We start from the raw sequence: 16292 nt of genomic DNA, 5'->3' as shown, positions 1-16292 counted from the left end.
CAGGAGTTCCTCATGCTCTTACAACGCATTTTTGCTTCGGTGCTGCTGGCGATCTGTGTCGGCCTGGCGCTGATGGCATGGCCGTATCAAGCGGCTTTCTCCTACGAACCCGTGGGGCCTCGGGCCTTTCCGCTGTTGATGCTCGGGCTGATGGGCCTTGGCTTGCTGTACATGCTGTTTCGCCCGACGCCCATCGTGCACAGCGATGACGACCCGAAACTCGACCGCGAAACCCTGAACAAAATCGGCATCTGCATCGTCTTGCTGCTGATCTTCGCCGGGCTGTTCGAACCGTTGGGCTTCATTCTCAGCAGCATCCTGATCGGCATTCCGATGGCGCGTCTGTACGGCGGTCGCTGGGTGCCGAGCATCGTCGTCACCACGCTGATGAGCATTGGTCTCTACCTGCTGTTCGACAAGTTGATGGACGTGCCGCTGCCCCTGGGCCTGCTCGACGTTCTGGAGAACTGATATGGATACTTTTGGCTATTTGGGCCAGGGTTTCGGCGTCGCGCTGAGCCCGTACAACCTGGTGACCGCACTCTGCGGCACGCTGATCGGCACCGTCGTCGGCCTGTTGCCGGGCCTGGGCCCGATCAACGGCGTGGCACTGTTGATCCCGATTGCCTTCGCCCTCGGTCTGCCGCCGGAATCGGCGCTGATCCTGCTGGCGGCGGTGTACCTGGGTTGCGAATACGGCGGGCGGATCAGCTCGATCCTGCTGAACATTCCGGGCGAAGCGTCCACTGTAATGACCACCCTCGACGGTTACCCGATGGCCCGCAAAGGCCTGGCCGGTGTGGCGTTGTCGCTGTCGGCGTGGAGTTCGTTTATCGGCGCGTTCATCGCCACTTGCGGCATGGTGCTGTTCGCCCCACTGCTGGCGAAATGGGCGATCGCCTTCGGCCCCGCGGAATATTTCGTACTGATGGTGTTCGCGATTGTCTGCCTCGGCGGCATGGCCGGTGATCGTCCGTTGAAAACGTTTATCGCGGCGCTGATCGGCCTGTTTCTGTCGAGCGTCGGGATCGATGCCAACAGCGGCGTGTATCGATTCACCGGGGACAACATCCATTTGACCGACGGCATTCAGTTCGTCGTGTTGGTATTGGGCCTGTTCTCCATCAGCGAAATCCTCCTGCTGCTGGAAAAAACCCATCGCGGCCAGGAAGCAGTGAAAGCCACCGGCCGGATGATGTTCAACTTCAAGGAAGCGTCTTCGGTGTTCGTGGTGAACATCCGTTGCGGTCTGTTGGGCTTCATCATGGGCGTATTGCCGGGTGCCGGCGCGACACTCGCCAGCGCCGTGGCGTACATGACCGAGAAACGCATCGCCGGTGCCAAAGGCACGTTCGGCCAAGGCGACATGCGCGGCCTCGCGGCGCCGGAAACCGCGATCGGCGCATCGGCCTGTGGCGCATTGGTGCCGATGCTGACCCTCGGCGTTCCGGGTTCGGGCACCACGGCGGTGATGATCGGCGCCCTGTCGCTGTACAACATCACGCCGGGCCCGCTGCTGTTCCAACAGCAACCGGACATCGTCTGGGGCCTGATCGCCTCGTTGTTCGTCGCCAACATCATGCTGGTGATCCTCAACATCCCGATGATCCGCATCTTCACCCGCATCCTCGCCGTGCCGAACTGGGCGCTGGTGCCAGTGATCGCGATCATTACCGGGATCGGCGTCTATGCGGTGCACGCGACTACGTTCGATCTGTTCCTGATGGTCGGCATCGGTATCTTCGGCTACATCCTGCGCAAACTGGACTTCCCGTTGTCGCCGGTATTGCTCGGGTTCATCCTCGGCGGCTTGATGGAGCAGAACCTGCGGCGCGCCCTGTCGATTTCCAACGGTGCACTGGAAATCCTCTGGTCGAGCCCGATCACGTTTGGTGTCTGGGTGCTGACTGCGCTTATGCTGCTGATGCCACTCCTGCGGATCTGGCGTAAACGTTCGGTTGCGAGGCGCGCCATTGCCGATGTCTGATCGTCCCTTCAAAACCTGGTGGGGAACACCGCTGGTCGGCCTGCTCGGCGGTTACCTCGCCAGCCAGGTCGGCTGGCCGCTACCGTGGATGGTCGGCTCGTTGCTGGCGATCATCCTGGTGCGCTGCCTCACACCTTGGCAACTCGCGGAAATCCCTGGCGGGCGCAAATGCGGCCAGTGGATCGTCGGCATCGGCATCGGCCTGCACTTCACCCCGGTGGTGATGGAGCAGGTGTTGAGCCACTTCGGCTTGATCTTCTTCGGTGCGTTGGTCACCAGCCTGTCCAGTGTGGTCGGGGTCTGGTTGATGCGGCGCACCGGGGAGGACCGCGCTACCGCGTTCTTCTCCAGCATGCCGGGCGGTTCCGGCGAGATGGTCAACCTCGGCGCGCGTAATGGCGCGGTGCTTAGCCGGGTCGCGGCGGGGCAAAGTTTGCGGGTGCTGGTGGTGGTGCTGTGTGTGCCGGCGGCGTTCAAGTATCTGCTGGGGGACGGCACGCCAATCTCGCATGCCACGGCGGTTGATTGGCGTTGGCTGGCGATTCTATTCCCGGCGGGCGCCCTGCTCGCCTGGGTCTGGCAGCGGTTGCGTCAGCCCAATCCTTGGCTGTTCGGGCCGTTGCTGGTGAGCGCGGCGGTCAGTATCAGTTGGGATTTGCACATCGGTTTGCCCAACGGCGGCAGCCAGATCGGTCAATGGCTGATTGGCAGTGGCTTGGGTTGTCACTTCAATCGGCAATTCTTCCGGCGCGCACCGTCGTTTATGGGACGGACATTGATTGGCACGGTGCTGACCATGTTGATCGCCACGGCGGCGGCGCTAGGATTGAGTGCGCTGACCCATCTGGATTTGCGTTCGCTGACATTGGGCATGATGCCCGGCGGGATTGCGGAGATGAGTTTGACGGCGGAGACCCTGCAATTGTCGGTGCCGCTGGTGACGGCGATGCAGGTAATGCGGCTGTTGTTTGTGTTGTTTCTGGCGGAGCCGTTGTTCAAGTATTGGAACAAAATGCCGGAATAAGACCGAGGCGCCTGCTTCGCGAGCAAGCCCGCTCCCACATTGGATTTGTGAACACCACAAATCCAATGTGGGAGCGGGCTTGCTCGCGAAGGGGCCCTGACGGTCAGCGCATCAAACCGGCGGCAACCGCCACTCGATCGGCGCCTCGCCATTCTGTTCCAGAAACTTGTTGGTCCGGCTGAAGTGCCCGCAACCGAGGAAGCCGCGATAGGCGGACAACGGCGACGGGTGCACCGAGGTCAACACCAGATGCTTGGTCGCATCGATCAGCTTCTGCTTGCTCTGGGCATGCGCGCCCCAGAGCATGAACACCAGATGCGGCTGATGCGCGCTAACCACTTCGATGATCCGATCAGTAAAAAACTGCCAGCCCTTGTCCTTGTGCGCATTGGCATTCGCGCGCTCGACGGTCATGGTGGTGTTGATCATCAGCACGCCCTGATCAGCCCAGCTTTGCAGGTAGCCATGGCTCGGGATGTCGATGTTCAGGTCGCGTTTCAACTCTTTATAGATGTTGACCAACGACGGTGGCGCCGGCACGCCCGGTTGCACCGAGAAGCACAAGCCATGCGCCTGGCCCGGGCCGTGATACGGGTCCTGGCCAAGAATCACGACCTTGACCTTGTCCAGCGGCGTCGAGTTGAGCGCGTTGAAAATCATCGGGCCTGGCGGATAGATTTCCTTGCCGGCCGCGCGCTCTTGTTGGAGGAATGAACGCAACTCTGCCATGTAGGGCTGGTCGAATTCGTCACGCAGCGCTTCCTTCCAGCTCGGTTCGAGTTTGATACGGTCGTCAGCAGTCATGGTCATACCCGGCAAAAACAATGGGGCGAACCCTAGGAAAGCTGGGCAGGCTTGTCAATTGATCTGACACAGAACCGGCACTTTCCTGCAATGCGATCATACTGAACGCTCAAATTCCCGATCGAGGTCACGATGAATCTGCACTTCGAAGAACTCACCGGCACCGACGGCGCCCGCATCGGCATCGCCAGCCTGGATGCCGAAAAGTCGTTGAATGCCCTCTCCTTGCCGATGATCAACGCCCTGCGCGACCAGATGGACGCCTGGGCCAAGGATCCGCAAATCGTCTGCGTTTTGTTGCGCGGCAACGGCGCCAAGGCCTTCTGCGCCGGCGGCGAAGTGCGCAGCCTGGTCGAAGCTTGTCGCCAACATCCCGGAGAAGTGCCGCCCCTGGCCGCACAGTTCTTCGCGGCGGAATATCGCCTCGACTTCAAGTTGCACACCTACCCCAAACCGCTGATCTGCTGGGGCCACGGTTACGTCCTCGGCGGCGGCATGGGCCTGCTGCAAGGCGCGAGCATCCGGATTGTCACGCCGAGCAGCCGTTTGGCGATGCCGGAGATCAGCATCGGCTTGTACCCGGACGTCGGCGCCAGCTGGTTCCTGTCGCGGCTGCCCGGCAAGCTCGGGTTGTTCCTCGGCCTGACTGGCGCGCATATGAATGCCCGGGATGCGATCGATCTGGATCTGGCCGACCGTTTCCTGCTCGAAGGGCAACAGGAAGAACTGGTCGAAGGCCTGCTGCAACTGAACTGGCAGGAACAGACCTCGATGCAGCTCAACAGTCTGCTCAAGGCCTTGCAGCAAGAAGCCGTCGCACAGATGCCCGAAGCGCAATGGCTGCCGCGCCGCCAGCAGATCGACGAATTGCTGGATGTCAGCGACGTGCGTTGCGCCTGGAAAGCCATCAGCCATTTGCGCGATTCCACTGATCCTCTGCTCAACCGTGCCGCGAAAACCATGACAGAGGGTTCGCCGGTGACCGCTCATCTGGTCTGGGAACAAATCGCCAGGGCCCGGCATTTGTCGCTGGCCGAGGTTTTCCAGATGGAATACACCCTCAGCCTTAACTGCTGCCGTCACCCGGAATTCAGCGAAGGCGTACGGGCGCGGTTGATCGACAAGGATCAGAAGCCGCACTGGCACTGGCCGGACATTAACAATGTGCCGGATGCGGTGGTGGAGGCGCATTTCCATAAGGTTTGGGAAGGTCGGCATCCGTTGGCGGATTTATCGGATTACTGAAATCCGGGCACAAAAAAAGCGGCGCTTAATGCGCCGCTTTTTTATTGCTGGCTGTTGGAAATATCAGCGGTGACCACCCCGGCCTCCGCGACCGTCGCGACCATCGCCACGTCCACCCCGGTGATCGCGTCCATCGTGACCACGGGAGTTGTCCCAGTTGCCCCGATTGCGGCCATCCCAACCGCCTCGGTCATGTCCTTGCCAGCCACGGTTGTGGGACTGGTAGTAGCGCGGTTGCGCCTGGTAATAACGCGGCGCCGAGTAATAACGCGGAGCCGGCTGATAGTAACGCGGTGCTGGTTGGTAATAGCGTGGAGCCGAGTAGTAGCTTCCACCGCCCGAGTAGTAAGCCGGCGCGGGGGACGAGTAGACCTCAGAACTGTAGTAGCTGCCTCCATCTCCGTAGGAATAGGGAACGCATGCACCAAGGGAAAAACTCAACACGACCAGCAGAAGAATTCGGCGATACATGGCGGCCTCCTGGACCGCGAGTAGCCACACCAGCGACGCTGGCAGGCGACAGCCAATTGTTGGCGACTGTCGAAAGATCAGACATCGATTTCGGAATCTGGTGCGTTCTTGAAACACATTGATACAAGTCGCCGATGAAAGGTTTTTCATCTTCGCGCTAAAAAAACGGCGCTTCCTTATCAGAGGAAGCGCCGTCGTGATCAGTGGCGACCGTAACGGCCATCACCGTGGTAATAACCCGGTCCGCGACCGCCGTAATAGCCGTGGCCGCCGTAGTAATAGTAGCGATAGCGCCCGTAATACCGGGGGTAGGAATAGCCGTAGTAATAAGGCGAGTAGTAATAACCGGGGTAGTAATACGGCGTTGCGTAAATGTCGGCGGTGCCAGCGTAGTAGTAGCAACCCGACAGACCCAAGCCCAACACCCCGCCCAGCAATAATCGACGAAGCCATTTTTGATAAACCATGGCGGCCTCCTGAAAGACCCGCGACAGCAGTCGGCACTGGCCGACTCACACCTGGTTTGACTGTGAAACCTTGATCAAGTGCGCGATGGCAAAAACCTTCGGATCAGCGGCCCATTGCGGTGCGCCGGCGCACCATGACAAGGCAATCACACGCCCTCTTCCATCGGTCAATCGGCGTCATCCCCCAGCCCAGACGCCTCGTAGCGACTTGGCACGGCTCTCGCTTTAGTAAAGGCGTGCAGGAGTCATCACAGGTTCGCGGCACCACAATTTGCAATGGCTGACTAGGGTTCCGGCTCGCTTAGGCGAGTGACTGGTCCGAGAGTTGGCGACCTCCAGTTGAGGTTACACGGCGGGACAAAAGCCCGGGAGACAAGCCACCGTTCGCGGTGCCGCGTTGACTCCTGCCCGCCCTTGATCAACTGGAGAACCATCCCATGACCCGACTTCGTATACCCGCCCTGCTCGCCGCCGCATTCGCCGCCCTCGTCAGCGTCTCGTCCCACGCCGCCCAGAAAGATCACTTCAGCGTGTGCTGGACCATCTACGCCGGCTGGATGCCCTGGGAATACGCCGGCAGCCAAGGCATCGTCGACAAATGGGCGAAGAAGTACGGCATCAAGATCGATGTGGTGCAGCTCAACGACTACGTCGAATCCATCAACCAATACACCGCCGGCCAGTTCGACGGCTGCACCATGACCAACATGGATGCGCTGACCATTCCGGCGGCCGGTGGCGTCGACAGCACCGCGCTGATCGTCAGCGATTTCTCCAACGGCAACGACGGCATCGTGCTGAAAGGCGAAGGCAAGAAAGTCGCCGACCTCAAGGGCATGGACGTCAATCTGGTGGAGCTGTCGGTCTCCCACTACCTGCTGGCTCGCGCGCTCGATTCGGTCGATCTCACCGAGAAAGACCTGAAAGTCGTCAACACCTCCGACGCCGACATCTCCGCCGCCTTCAACACCGATCAGGTCAACGCCGTCACCACCTGGAACCCGATGCTCTCGGACATCAAGGCCAAGCCCGGCGTGACCGAAGTCTTCAACTCCAGCCAGGTGCCCGGCGAAATCATGGACATGATGGTGGTCAACAGCGCCACCCTCAAAGACAACCCGGCCCTCGGCAAAGCGCTGACCGGTGCCTGGTTCGAAGTGGTCGAGTTGATGAACGCCAAGAACGCTGCGAGCAAAGCCGCTCTCGAACACATGGCCAAAGCCTCGGGCACCGACCTGGCCGGGTTCCAGTCGCAACTCGACACCACCAAGCTATTTGCTACTCCGCAGGAGGCGCTGGCGTTTTCCACCAGCAAGCAATTGCCGGAAACCATGCGCAAGGTCGCCGAGTTCTCCTTCCAGCACGGCTTGCTGGGCGAAGGCGCCAAGGACACCAGCGCCGTCGGCATGGCCTTCGCCAACGGCGTGACAAGCGGAGACAAGACCAACCTCAAGCTGCGCTTCGATCCGAGCTACGTGCAGATGGCCGCCGACGCCAAGCTGTAAACAGGAGGACCTGGCCATGCGCCTGATCAATCGCCACCCGGATCGCCCGAGTCGCTTGCTGTTGGTGATCCTGCCGTTCGCCCTGGTGCTGCTCGCCTACTTCCTGGGCTCGGCCGAGCGGCTGACGGAAAACCCCAACGACAAGTTGCTGCCCAGCGCCGTGCAAATGACCGACGCGGTGAAACGCCTGGCGTTCGTCGCCGACAGCCGCACCGGTGACTACCTGCTCTGGCAAGACAGCGCCTCCAGTCTACGACGGCTAGCCATCGGCCTCGGCATCAGCGCACTGGCCGGGCTATGCCTGGGCATGGCGGCCGGCACCTTGCCGCTGTTTGGCGCGCCGTTGTCACCGCTGCTGACGGTGTTGTCGATGGTGCCACCGCTGGCGATCCTGCCGATTCTGTTCATCGTCTTCGGTCTGGGCGAGTTGTCGAAGGTGATGCTGATCGTGATCGGCATCACCCCGGCGCTGGCCCGTGATCTGGAACAACGCGCCCGGGAAATACCGGTCGAGTTGCTGATCAAGGCCCAGACGTTGGGCGCTTCGACCTGGACCTTGATGCTGCGGGTGGTACTGCCGCAATTGCTGCCACGACTGCTGATATCCCTGCGGCTGATGCTCGGTTCGGCGTGGTTGTTCCTGATCGCCGCCGAAGCCATCGCGTCCACCGACGGCCTCGGCTACCGGATTTTCCTGGTGCGTCGTTACCTGGCGATGGATGTGATCCTACCCTACGTGGTGTGGATAACCCTACTCGCCTGGCTGATGGATTGGGGGCTCAAGCGCCTGACTCAACGTGCGTTCCCTTGGTATGAAGGAGCCCGCGCATGAGCTTCATCACGGTGAAAAACGTCTGGCAGCAGTACGCCGATCAAGTGGTGCTCGAAGGGCTGAATCTGAACGTCAATGAAGGTGAGTTTTGCACTTTGGTCGGCGCTTCGGGTTGCGGCAAATCGACCTTCCTGCGTTTGCTGCTGGGTCAGGAAAAAGCCAGTCGCGGCGAGATCCTGCTCGACGGCCAGGCCCTGGCCGGCGAACCGGATTCGAGCCGTGGCGTGGTATTCCAGCGCTACTCGGTGTTCCCGCATTTAACCGTGCTGGACAACGTCGCCCTCGGCCTCGAACTGCCGCGTTCGCCACTGCTCGGACGCCTGTTCGGCAGCGCGAAAAAAGACGCCCGCGAACAAGCCTCGGTGCTGCTGCACAAAGTCGGCCTCGGCCACTCGCTGGACAAGTACCCGGCGCAGCTCTCTGGCGGCATGCAACAACGGCTGGCCATCGCCCAGGCGCTGATCATGAAGCCGCGCGTGTTGCTGCTCGACGAACCGTTCGGCGCCCTCGATCCGGGCATCCGCAAAGACATGCACGTCCTGCTGCTGGAGCTGTGGCGCGAGACGCAACTGACGGTGTTCATGGTCACCCATGACTTGTCCGAAGGTTTCAGCCTCGGCACTCGCTTGCTGGTGTTCGACAAGGTCCGCGTCGACCCGCACGCCCCCGGCGCCTATGGCGCGCGCATCACCTACGACATCCCTTTGAACAGCGACCGCCGCGCCACTCGCGCCGCCGTCGATGCCTTGCCGGCTGAGCTGGCAGGCACGCTTCGTACCGCTTAAGAGGATTTTGCACATGACTGATTCGACCCAACTGTTCCCGCCCTTCGCCGAAGAAATGCTCCCCGGCGGCGGCCATCGTTCCTTCGTATTGAAACGCGGCCAACTGCTGCGCCTGACCGACCTGCGCGGCGGCGCCAACGTCAGCCTGACGCTGCTCAACGCCAACGAAAAAACCGAACGCCTGAACCTGCCCGACAGCCTCAAGTGCCAACACACCGCCAAGCTCACCGCCGGCCATTGTTTGTACTCGGACATGGGCCGCGTATTGGCCGCGATCACCGCCGACACCTGCGGCTGGAGCGACAGCCTCGGCGGCGTGCTGTGCGCTGAAGAAGTCGCGGAAAAATACGGCGCCGGCCGCTACCAGGAACTGCGCAACGGCTTCTTCCGCAACGGCACCGACAACCTGTTGGTGGAGCTCGGCAAGTGGGGTCTGGGACTTTCGGATTTGCTGATGACCCTCAATTTGTTCAGCCGCGTGAATGTCGATGAGGCCGGGCGCTTTCACTTCGTCGAGGGCAACTCCAAGGCGGGCGACTACATCGAGTTGTACGCGCCAATGGACACGCTGGTGGTGCTCACCGCGCTGCAACATCCGATGGACCCGTCGCCGGAATACGCACCAAAACCACTGAAGCTGAGCTGGATGAACGCCGACGCCAGCGTCGCCGAACACTGCCGCACCTCGCGCCCGGAAAACGAGCGCGGCTTTATCAACACCGACCGTTTGTTCGCCTGAGGATCGCTGCCATGTCACTTGCCATCGCTACTGCCACCCAGCAGCCAGAAACCGCGATCTACCGCGCCACCATCCCCGCCGGCGAACCCTGGCTGATGGAGGTCAAGGCCGGCCAGACCCTGCGCATCCTCGACCTGGAAGGCAATCAAGCCGTCGACACCTTGTTCTACAGCGTCGCCAATCCGAAGGAGCGTTACGACGTACAACGCACCTTGCGTCGGCAGAACAGCGTCTACCTGAGTACCGGCAGCGTGCTGTATTCCAACCTCGGCAAACCGATGCTGACCATCGTCGCTGACACCTGCGGGCGCCACGACACCCTCGGCGGTGCCTGCGCGCAAGAGAGCAACACCGTGCGTTATGCGCTGGAAAAACGCTACATGCACAGCTGCCGCGACAACTATCTGCGGGCCTGTGTGCATGACGGGCGATTGGGTAAAGGAGACATCGGGCCGAACATCAATTTCTTCATGAATGTGCCGGTTACCGCTGATGGTGGGCTGACCTTTGAAGACGGGATTTCGGCGCCGGGGAAATACGTGGATCTGCGGGCGGAGATGGATGTGATTGTGTTGATTTCCAACTGCCCGCAGTTGAACAACCCGTGCAATGCCTATAACCCGACACCTGCGGAGTTGCTGGTATGGAACTGAAAATAGCGCGGTTGCGGCGGTGGTTGTTTGCCCTGTGCCAGGCGCGTTCAGGCCAGTGCCTCAAATCGTCCAAACACCACTAATCCCAATGTGGGAGCGGGCTTGCTCGCGAAAGCGGTGTATCAGACACATTGATAGCGACTGACACGCCCTCTTCGCGAGCAAGCCCGCTCCCACAGGGGGTCAGCGGTGTTTTCAAGTTTGGTGATTTTGCCGTCGGGGACGACCCCGGCGCCTATCGAAAAACTGCGGGACGGCCCGCATCCCAGGTCGAGGCTGATGTGTTATCGCCTCCGGGGGTTTTGCCATGTTCGAAAAAGTCCTGATTGCCAACCGTGGCGCGATTGCCTGCCGCATCCTGCGCACCTTGGGTGAATTGCAGGTCAAGGGTGTCGCCGTCTACTCCGAAGCCGACGCCGCGAGCCTGCACATCCTGCAAGCCGATGAAGCCCACAGCCTCGGTGAAGGTGCCGCTGCCGGCACCTACCTGGCGGTGGATAAAATCCTCGCCATTGCCCAAGCCTCCGGCGCCACGGCGATCCATCCCGGCTACGGTTTTCTCTCGGAAAACGCTGCCTTCGCCGAAGCCTGTGAAGCGGCCAACATTGCCTTTATCGGCCCGACGCCAGAGCAACTGCGGGTGTTCGGCCTAAAGCACACCGCCCGCGCCCTGGCCAAGCAACACGGCGTGCCGATGCTCGAAGGCACCGAGCTGCTCGACAGTCTCGACGCGGCGCTGATTGCCGGTGAACAAGTCGGCTATCCGGTGATGCTGAAAAGTACCGCGGGCGGTGGCGGCATCGGCATGCGCGTGTGCCGCAGCGCCGCCGAGTTGAGCGAATCCTTTGAAGCGGTAAAACGCCTGGGCCAGAACAACTTCAGCGACGCCGGGGTGTTCATCGAGAAGTACATCCAACGCGCGCGGCATCTGGAAGTGCAGGTGTTCGGCGACGGTCGCGGCGAGGTGATTGCCCTCGGCGTGCGCGACTGCTCGGTGCAGCGGCGCAACCAGAAAGTCCTCGAAGAAACCCCCGCGCCGAACCTGCCCGAGGGCATGGCGGATGAGTTGTGCCTGGCAGCGATCAAACTGGCCAAAGCGGTGAATTACCGCAGCGCCGGGACTGTGGAATTTGTCTTCGACAGCGCAGACCAGCGCTTCTATTTCCTGGAAGTGAACACGCGATTGCAAGTGGAGCACGGCGTCACCGAACAGGTGTGGGGCGTGGACCTGGTGCGCTGGATGATCGAACTGGCAGCCGGTGATTTGCCGCCGCTTTATGAATTGAGCAAAGGTTTGAAAGCGCATGGTCATGCGATTCAGGCGCGGCTGTATGCCGAAGATCCGGGCCGGGATTTCCAGCCGAGCCCGGGCCTGCTGACAGCGGTGAACTTCCCCGCCGCCGATGGCAAAAAACTGCGCATCGATACCTGGGTCGAGGCGGGTTGCGAGATCCCACCGTACTTCGATCCGATGATTGCCAAGGTCATCAGTTGGGCGCCAACCCGCGCTGAAGCGGCTGCCGATCTGCATCAAGCCTTGGGCGACAGCCTGCTCTACGGGGTGGAAACCAACCGCGATTATTTGCGGCAGATTTTGCTCGATGCGCCCTTCGCCAGCGGCCAACCGTGGACGCGTTGCCTGGAGGGTCTGGTGTATCAGGCCAACACCTTTGAAGTGCTCAGCGCAGGTACGCAAACCAGCGTTCAGGATTATCCGGGGCGCCTCGGTTACTGGGCGGTCGGCGTGCCGCCGTCGGGGCCGATGGACAGTCGGGCGTTGCGGTTGGGCAACCGTTTGCTGGGTAATGACGAAGGTGCGGCGGCACTGGAAATCACCATGAGCGGGCCGTTGTTGCGCTTCAATTGCGACGCGGTTGTGGCGGTCACGGGGGCTGTGATTCCGCTGACGTTGAATGGCGAAGCTGTGCCGATGAACACTGCGCTGTTGATTCCCGCAGGTTCTACGCTAAGCCCCGGCACCATCGCAGGCGCTGGCGCCCGCAGTTATCTGTGCCTGCGCGGCGGTCTGCAAGTGCCGGATTATCTGGGCAGCAAAAGTACCTTCACCCTTGGCCAGTTTGGCGGGCATGGCGGTCGAGCGCTGCGGGCTGGGGATGTGTTGCATGTGCCGGGCTTGAGTGATCGCAGCGTCGGGGCGCAACTATCTGAAGTCGCTGAGTTGCCTGCCGTGCGGCAGATTCGGGTGATCTACGGCCCGCATGGCGCGCCGGAATACTTCACCGAAAACTACATCGGCATTTTCTTTGCGACGCAATGGGAAGTGCATTTCAACTCCAGCCGTACCGGCGTGCGATTGATCGGGCCGAAGCCGGAATGGGTGCGGGCCGATGGCGGTGAGGCGGGGCTGCATCCGTCGAATATTCATGACAATCCGTATGCGATTGGGGCGGTGGATTTCACTGGGGATATGCCGGTGATCCTTGGGCCGGATGGTCCGAGCCTGGGTGGGTTTGTGTGCCCGGTGACGGTGATCGAGGCGGATCTTTGGCAGTTGGGGCAGCTTAAGGCTGGGGATAAGGTGCAGTTCCAACCGGTTGTTCTAAAGACCGCCCGAACGCTCGCCCTGAAATGGGATACCCCCTGTGGGAGCGGGCTTGCTCGCGAAAGCGGTGTATCAGACCCATCAATATCGACTGACATGACGCCTTCGCGAGCAAGCCCGCTCCCACCGGGGATTGAGTCGCCTGTGGTGTTGGATTTGGGTCAGGGAGATACAAGGCTGGTCGCGAGGTTGTCGGGCGACACTCACCTGCTGCTGGAAATCGGCGCGCCCGAGCTTGACCTGGTCCTGCGCTTCCGCGCCCACGCCTTGATGCAGGCCCTGGAAAGCAAACACCTGCACGGCGTGATCGACCTCACGCCCGGTATCCGCTCCTTGCAAGTCCACTACCAGCCCGAACGACTGCCCCTCGCCGATTTGCTAGGCATCATCGCCGGTGAATGGGACGCCGTGTGCGCCGCCAAGGACTTGCAAGTGCCGTCGCGCATCGTGCATCTGCCGCTGTCCTGGGACGATCCGGCGTGTCAGTTGGCGATCGAAAAATACATGACCACTGTGCGCAAGGACGCACCGTGGTGCCCGAGTAACCTGGAGTTCATCCGCCGCATCAACGACCTGCCGAACCTCGACGAAGTGCAGCGCACGGTGTTCGACGCCAGTTATCTGGTGATGGGTTTGGGCGACGTTTACCTCGGCGCACCAGTCGCCACCCCGCTCGACCCGCGCCATCGTCTGGTGACCACCAAATACAACCCGGCGCGCACCTGGACCGCCGAGAATTCGGTGGGCATCGGTGGCGCGTATATGTGCGTGTACGGCATGGAAGGCCCAGGCGGTTATCAGTTCGTTGGCCGCACGTTGCAGATGTGGAATCGCTACCGCGAAGTCGCGGCGTTCGACGGTAAACCATGGCTGCTAAGGTTCTTTGATCAGATTCGCTTCTACCCGGTGAGCGCCGATGAATTGCTGCGCATCCGCCGGGATTTCCCCCTCGGGCGCTTCGAGCTGAACATCGAGCACAGCCAGTTGAACCTGGCGGATTACCAAGGATTCCTGGCCAAAGAAGCCGAGAGCATTGCGGCGTTTCGGGATCAGCAGAAAGGCGCGTTCAACGCCGAGCGTGAACGCTGGATCGCCAGCGGCCAGGCGCATTTCGACAGTGAGGATCTGGTCCCCGAAACCACCGAAGACGCGCCGTTGTCCAGCGGTCAACAGAGCGTCGACAGCCACATCGCCGGCAACCTCTGGCAGGTGCAGGTTGAGACCGGAGCGCGGGTCGAGGCCGGGGATGTGTTGGTGATTCTGGAGTCGATGAAGATGGAAATCCCGCTGCTCGCGCCGATGGCCGGAGTGGTGCGGGAGATTCGTGTGCAACCGGGTTCGGCGGTGCGCGCCGGGCAGCGGGTCGTGGTGCTGGACCTCGACTGAACTCATTTTGAAAAGGATCGAATCATGAATTTCAATCTGCAACTCGACGCCCTGCGCAGCGCCTATCGCGATGGTCAAATCACGCCTCAGCAACTGCTGCTGAGCCTGCGCGACAAAGCCGCGGCGCTAAACCCGGATTATCACCTGTTCATCCATTTGCTCAGCGTCGAGGAACTGGAACCGTACCTCGCCGCGCTCGACGCGCGTGATCTCGACAGCCTGCCGCTGTACGGCGTGCCGTTTGCGATCAAGGACAACATCGACCTCGCAGGCATTCCTACCACTGCCGCTTGTCCCGCGTTTGCTTATGTGCCGGAGCGTTCGGCGACCATCGTCGAGCAGTTGCTGGCGCTGGGGGCGATTCCGCTGGGCAAGACCAATCTTGATCAATTCGCCACCGGCCTGAACGGCAGTCGCTCGCCGTATGGCGCGTGCCCGAACAGCGTGTTGTCGGAGTATCCATCGGGTGGTTCTAGCGCCGGGTCTTCGTTGGCGGTAGCGTTGGGCGTGGCGAGTTTTTCTCTTGGGACCGATACGGCGGGCTCCGGCCGGGTGCCGGCGGCGCTGAATAATCTGGTGGGGTTGAAAGCTACCAAAGGGCTGATCTCCACCGGCGGCGTGGTGCCGGCCTGTCGCACGCTTGACTGCGTCACGACCTTCACCGCGACTGCTCGCGAAGCCAGCCAGTTGCTGGCGCTGACCGCGCGTCTCGATCCACGGGATTCTTACAGCCGCAGCAATCCGTTGTGGAATGACGGCTCGGCATTCGGTGCGCCTCGGCCCTTCCGTTTCGGCGTGCCCCGCGCACAGGATCTGCAATTTTTCGGCTGCCCGGAAGGCCCGTTGCTGTTCGGTGACGCCATCGACCAGCTCAAAGCCATGGGCGGTGAAGCGGTGGAGCTGGATCTGTCGCCGTTCCTCGAAGCCGCGCAGTTGCTTTACGAAGGCCCGTGGGTGGCCGAGCGCTACAGCGTGGCCGGCGAGTTGATGGAGCAAAACCCGCAAGCGGTGCTGCCGGTGATTCGCGCGGTACTGGCCAAGGCCCCGGCGGTAACCGGCGTGCAAACTTTCCGCGCGCAGTATCGACTGCAAACCTTGAAAGCCCTGTGCGACCAGGCCCTGGAAGGTCTGGATTGCGTGCTCACGCCGACCATCGGCCGCCCTGTCACCTTGGCCGAACTGGCAGCGGAACCGGTGCTGCGCAATTCGGAACTGGGTTACTACACCAACTTCATGAACCTGCTCGACTACGCCGCCGTCGCCGTGCCCAGCGGGTTCATGGACAACGGCTTGCCGTGGGGCGTGACGTTGTTTGGCCGGGCGTTTACCGATCAATATTTGTTGAGCGTGGCGGATGGGTTGCAGCGTCAGCAAGGTTCGCCTGCGCCGACGGCAGTTGCCCGCAATGACCGTGCACGACTGGTGGTGTGTGGTGCGCATCTGGAGGGGTTGGCGTTGAACTGGCAACTCAAGCAGCGTGGGGCGCGGTTGGTCGAATCGACCTTGAGTTCGCCGGACTATCAGTTGTACGCGCTGGCCGGTGGCCCGCCGTTTCGTCCGGGGATGGTGCGGGTGAAGGACGGTGGCGTGGCGATTGCGGTGGAAGTCTGGGAATTGCCGAGCAGTGAATTGGGCTCGTTCCTGACCGGGATCCCGGCGCCGCTCGGGCTGGGCAAGGTGCAACTGGCGGATGGGCGCTGGGAGAGCGGGTTTATTTGTGAGGCGTATGGGCTTGAGGGCGCGGTGGATATCAGCCATCTCGGCGGGTGGCGGGCTTATCTGACAGATCGGCGTTGATCTTTCGATTCGCGGGCAAGCCTCGCTCCTACAG

Annotated in this window: 14 protein-coding genes and 1 riboswitch; of the genes, 11 read left to right on the top strand and 3 right to left on the bottom strand. The window is 61.4% G+C overall.

The features are described 5' to 3' along the window. Window positions 1-12: 12 nt before the first annotated feature. The 3 genes from LOY68_RS07235 to LOY68_RS07225 are packed head-to-tail and all read left to right on the top strand — an operon-like array spanning window position 13 to window position 3011. A complete protein-coding gene (locus tag LOY68_RS07235) occupies window positions 13-471 on the top strand; it encodes a tripartite tricarboxylate transporter TctB family protein (protein WP_054615871.1) in 459 nt (152 codons plus the stop codon). A 1-nt stretch (window position 472) separates the two neighbouring features. Next, the gene (locus tag LOY68_RS07230) at window positions 473-1987 is read left to right on the top strand and encodes a tripartite tricarboxylate transporter permease (RefSeq protein WP_265043831.1); all 1515 of its coding nucleotides are present in this window, start codon (window positions 473-475) and stop codon (window positions 1985-1987) included. Next, on the top strand, window positions 1980-3011 hold the full coding sequence (locus LOY68_RS07225; protein ID WP_265043830.1) for an AbrB family transcriptional regulator: 1032 nt from the start codon (window positions 1980-1982) through the stop codon (window positions 3009-3011). The genes LOY68_RS07230 and LOY68_RS07225 overlap by 8 nt, the downstream gene beginning before the upstream one ends. A gap of 111 nt (window positions 3012-3122) precedes the next feature. Here the strand turns inward: LOY68_RS07225 and ung are convergent, their stop codons facing one another. Beyond that, complete coding sequence (gene ung, locus LOY68_RS07220) at window positions 3123-3815, bottom strand: uracil-DNA glycosylase (RefSeq protein ID WP_163908925.1); 693 nt, start codon at window positions 3813-3815, stop codon at window positions 3123-3125. Window positions 3816-3947: 132 nt separating this feature from the next. On the opposite strand from ung, the gene LOY68_RS07215 reads away from it, so the two are divergent. Further along, window positions 3948-5060: an enoyl-CoA hydratase/isomerase family protein gene (locus tag LOY68_RS07215; protein ID WP_265043827.1), complete on the top strand. Its 1113-nt coding sequence runs from the start codon at window positions 3948-3950 to the stop codon at window positions 5058-5060. A gap of 63 nt (window positions 5061-5123) precedes the next feature. Here the strand turns inward: LOY68_RS07215 and LOY68_RS07210 are convergent, their stop codons facing one another. Beyond that, window positions 5124-5531 carry a hypothetical protein gene (locus LOY68_RS07210; protein WP_082356625.1) on the bottom strand — a complete coding sequence of 136 codons (408 nt, stop codon included), beginning with the start codon at window positions 5529-5531 and terminating at the stop codon, window positions 5124-5126. Window positions 5532-5731: 200 nt separating this feature from the next. Then, window positions 5732-5998, bottom strand: coding sequence for a hypothetical protein (locus tag LOY68_RS07205; protein WP_265043825.1), 267 nt, complete (start codon window positions 5996-5998; stop codon window positions 5732-5734). Window positions 5999-6271: 273 nt separating this feature from the next. Then, window positions 6272-6372: riboswitch (guanidine-I (ykkC/yxkD leader) on the top strand. 63 nt (window positions 6373-6435) lie between these two features. Between LOY68_RS07205 and LOY68_RS07200 the strand changes: the two genes are divergently transcribed. The 7 genes from LOY68_RS07200 (at window position 6436) to atzF (ending at window position 16258) form a co-directional block, all read left to right on the top strand. Further along, entirely contained in the window at window positions 6436-7503 is a 1068-nt protein-coding gene (locus LOY68_RS07200) for a putative urea ABC transporter substrate-binding protein (RefSeq protein ID WP_265043823.1), read from the top strand. Window positions 7504-7519: 16 nt separating this feature from the next. Continuing rightward, window positions 7520-8335 (top strand): ABC transporter permease, encoded by an 816-nt coding sequence (locus LOY68_RS07195; RefSeq protein ID WP_054046747.1) that lies wholly within the window; start codon window positions 7520-7522, stop codon window positions 8333-8335. Next, window positions 8332-9120 carry an ABC transporter ATP-binding protein gene (locus LOY68_RS07190; protein ID WP_265043821.1) on the top strand — a complete coding sequence of 263 codons (789 nt, stop codon included), beginning with the start codon at window positions 8332-8334 and terminating at the stop codon, window positions 9118-9120. The genes LOY68_RS07195 and LOY68_RS07190 overlap by 4 nt, the downstream gene beginning before the upstream one ends. Window positions 9121-9133: 13 nt before the next feature. Next, complete coding sequence (locus LOY68_RS07185) at window positions 9134-9859, top strand: urea amidolyase associated protein UAAP1 (protein ID WP_054046751.1); 726 nt, start codon at window positions 9134-9136, stop codon at window positions 9857-9859. An 11-nt stretch (window positions 9860-9870) separates the two neighbouring features. Continuing rightward, window positions 9871-10512 carry an urea amidolyase associated protein UAAP2 gene (locus tag LOY68_RS07180; RefSeq protein WP_054046753.1) on the top strand — a complete coding sequence of 214 codons (642 nt, stop codon included), beginning with the start codon at window positions 9871-9873 and terminating at the stop codon, window positions 10510-10512. Window positions 10513-10819: 307 nt separating this feature from the next. Continuing rightward, entirely contained in the window at window positions 10820-14461 is a 3642-nt protein-coding gene (gene uca, locus LOY68_RS07175; protein ID WP_265043818.1) for an urea carboxylase, read from the top strand. A gap of 24 nt (window positions 14462-14485) precedes the next feature. Then, window positions 14486-16258 (top strand): allophanate hydrolase, encoded by a 1773-nt coding sequence (atzF, locus tag LOY68_RS07170; RefSeq protein WP_265043816.1) that lies wholly within the window; start codon window positions 14486-14488, stop codon window positions 16256-16258. Window positions 16259-16292 lie beyond the last annotated feature (34 nt).

Source organism: Pseudomonas sp. B21-053, assembly GCF_026016365.1.
In the GTDB taxonomy this organism is placed as follows: domain Bacteria; phylum Pseudomonadota; class Gammaproteobacteria; order Pseudomonadales; family Pseudomonadaceae; genus Aquipseudomonas; species Aquipseudomonas nunensis.
The sequence above is the reverse complement of the archived record's forward strand: the minus strand, read 5'-3'. Positions and strand labels throughout refer to the sequence as shown.

What these genes read in the sequence shown, in the direction of transcription:
- atzF (WP_265043816.1), top strand. Translation starts at nt 14,486, where the DNA reads ATGAATTTCAATCTGCAACTCGACGCCCTGCGCAGCGCCTATCGCGAT.
- LOY68_RS07235 (WP_054615871.1), top strand. Translation starts at nt 13, where the DNA reads ATGCTCTTACAACGCATTTTTGCTTCGGTGCTGCTGGCGATCTGTGTC.
- LOY68_RS07195 (WP_054046747.1), top strand. Translation starts at nt 7,520, where the DNA reads ATGCGCCTGATCAATCGCCACCCGGATCGCCCGAGTCGCTTGCTGTTG.
- LOY68_RS07185 (WP_054046751.1), top strand. Translation starts at nt 9,134, where the DNA reads ATGACTGATTCGACCCAACTGTTCCCGCCCTTCGCCGAAGAAATGCTC.
- LOY68_RS07190 (WP_265043821.1), top strand. Translation starts at nt 8,332, where the DNA reads ATGAGCTTCATCACGGTGAAAAACGTCTGGCAGCAGTACGCCGATCAA.
- LOY68_RS07230 (WP_265043831.1), top strand. Translation starts at nt 473, where the DNA reads ATGGATACTTTTGGCTATTTGGGCCAGGGTTTCGGCGTCGCGCTGAGC.
- uca (WP_265043818.1), top strand. Translation starts at nt 10,820, where the DNA reads ATGTTCGAAAAAGTCCTGATTGCCAACCGTGGCGCGATTGCCTGCCGC.
- LOY68_RS07210 (WP_082356625.1), bottom strand. Translation starts at nt 5,531, where the DNA reads ATGTATCGCCGAATTCTTCTGCTGGTCGTGTTGAGTTTTTCCCTTGGT.
- LOY68_RS07180 (WP_054046753.1), top strand. Translation starts at nt 9,871, where the DNA reads ATGTCACTTGCCATCGCTACTGCCACCCAGCAGCCAGAAACCGCGATC.
- LOY68_RS07205 (WP_265043825.1), bottom strand. Translation starts at nt 5,998, where the DNA reads ATGGTTTATCAAAAATGGCTTCGTCGATTATTGCTGGGCGGGGTGTTG.
- ung (WP_163908925.1), bottom strand. Translation starts at nt 3,815, where the DNA reads ATGACTGCTGACGACCGTATCAAACTCGAACCGAGCTGGAAGGAAGCG.
- LOY68_RS07215 (WP_265043827.1), top strand. Translation starts at nt 3,948, where the DNA reads ATGAATCTGCACTTCGAAGAACTCACCGGCACCGACGGCGCCCGCATC.
- LOY68_RS07225 (WP_265043830.1), top strand. Translation starts at nt 1,980, where the DNA reads ATGTCTGATCGTCCCTTCAAAACCTGGTGGGGAACACCGCTGGTCGGC.
- LOY68_RS07200 (WP_265043823.1), top strand. Translation starts at nt 6,436, where the DNA reads ATGACCCGACTTCGTATACCCGCCCTGCTCGCCGCCGCATTCGCCGCC.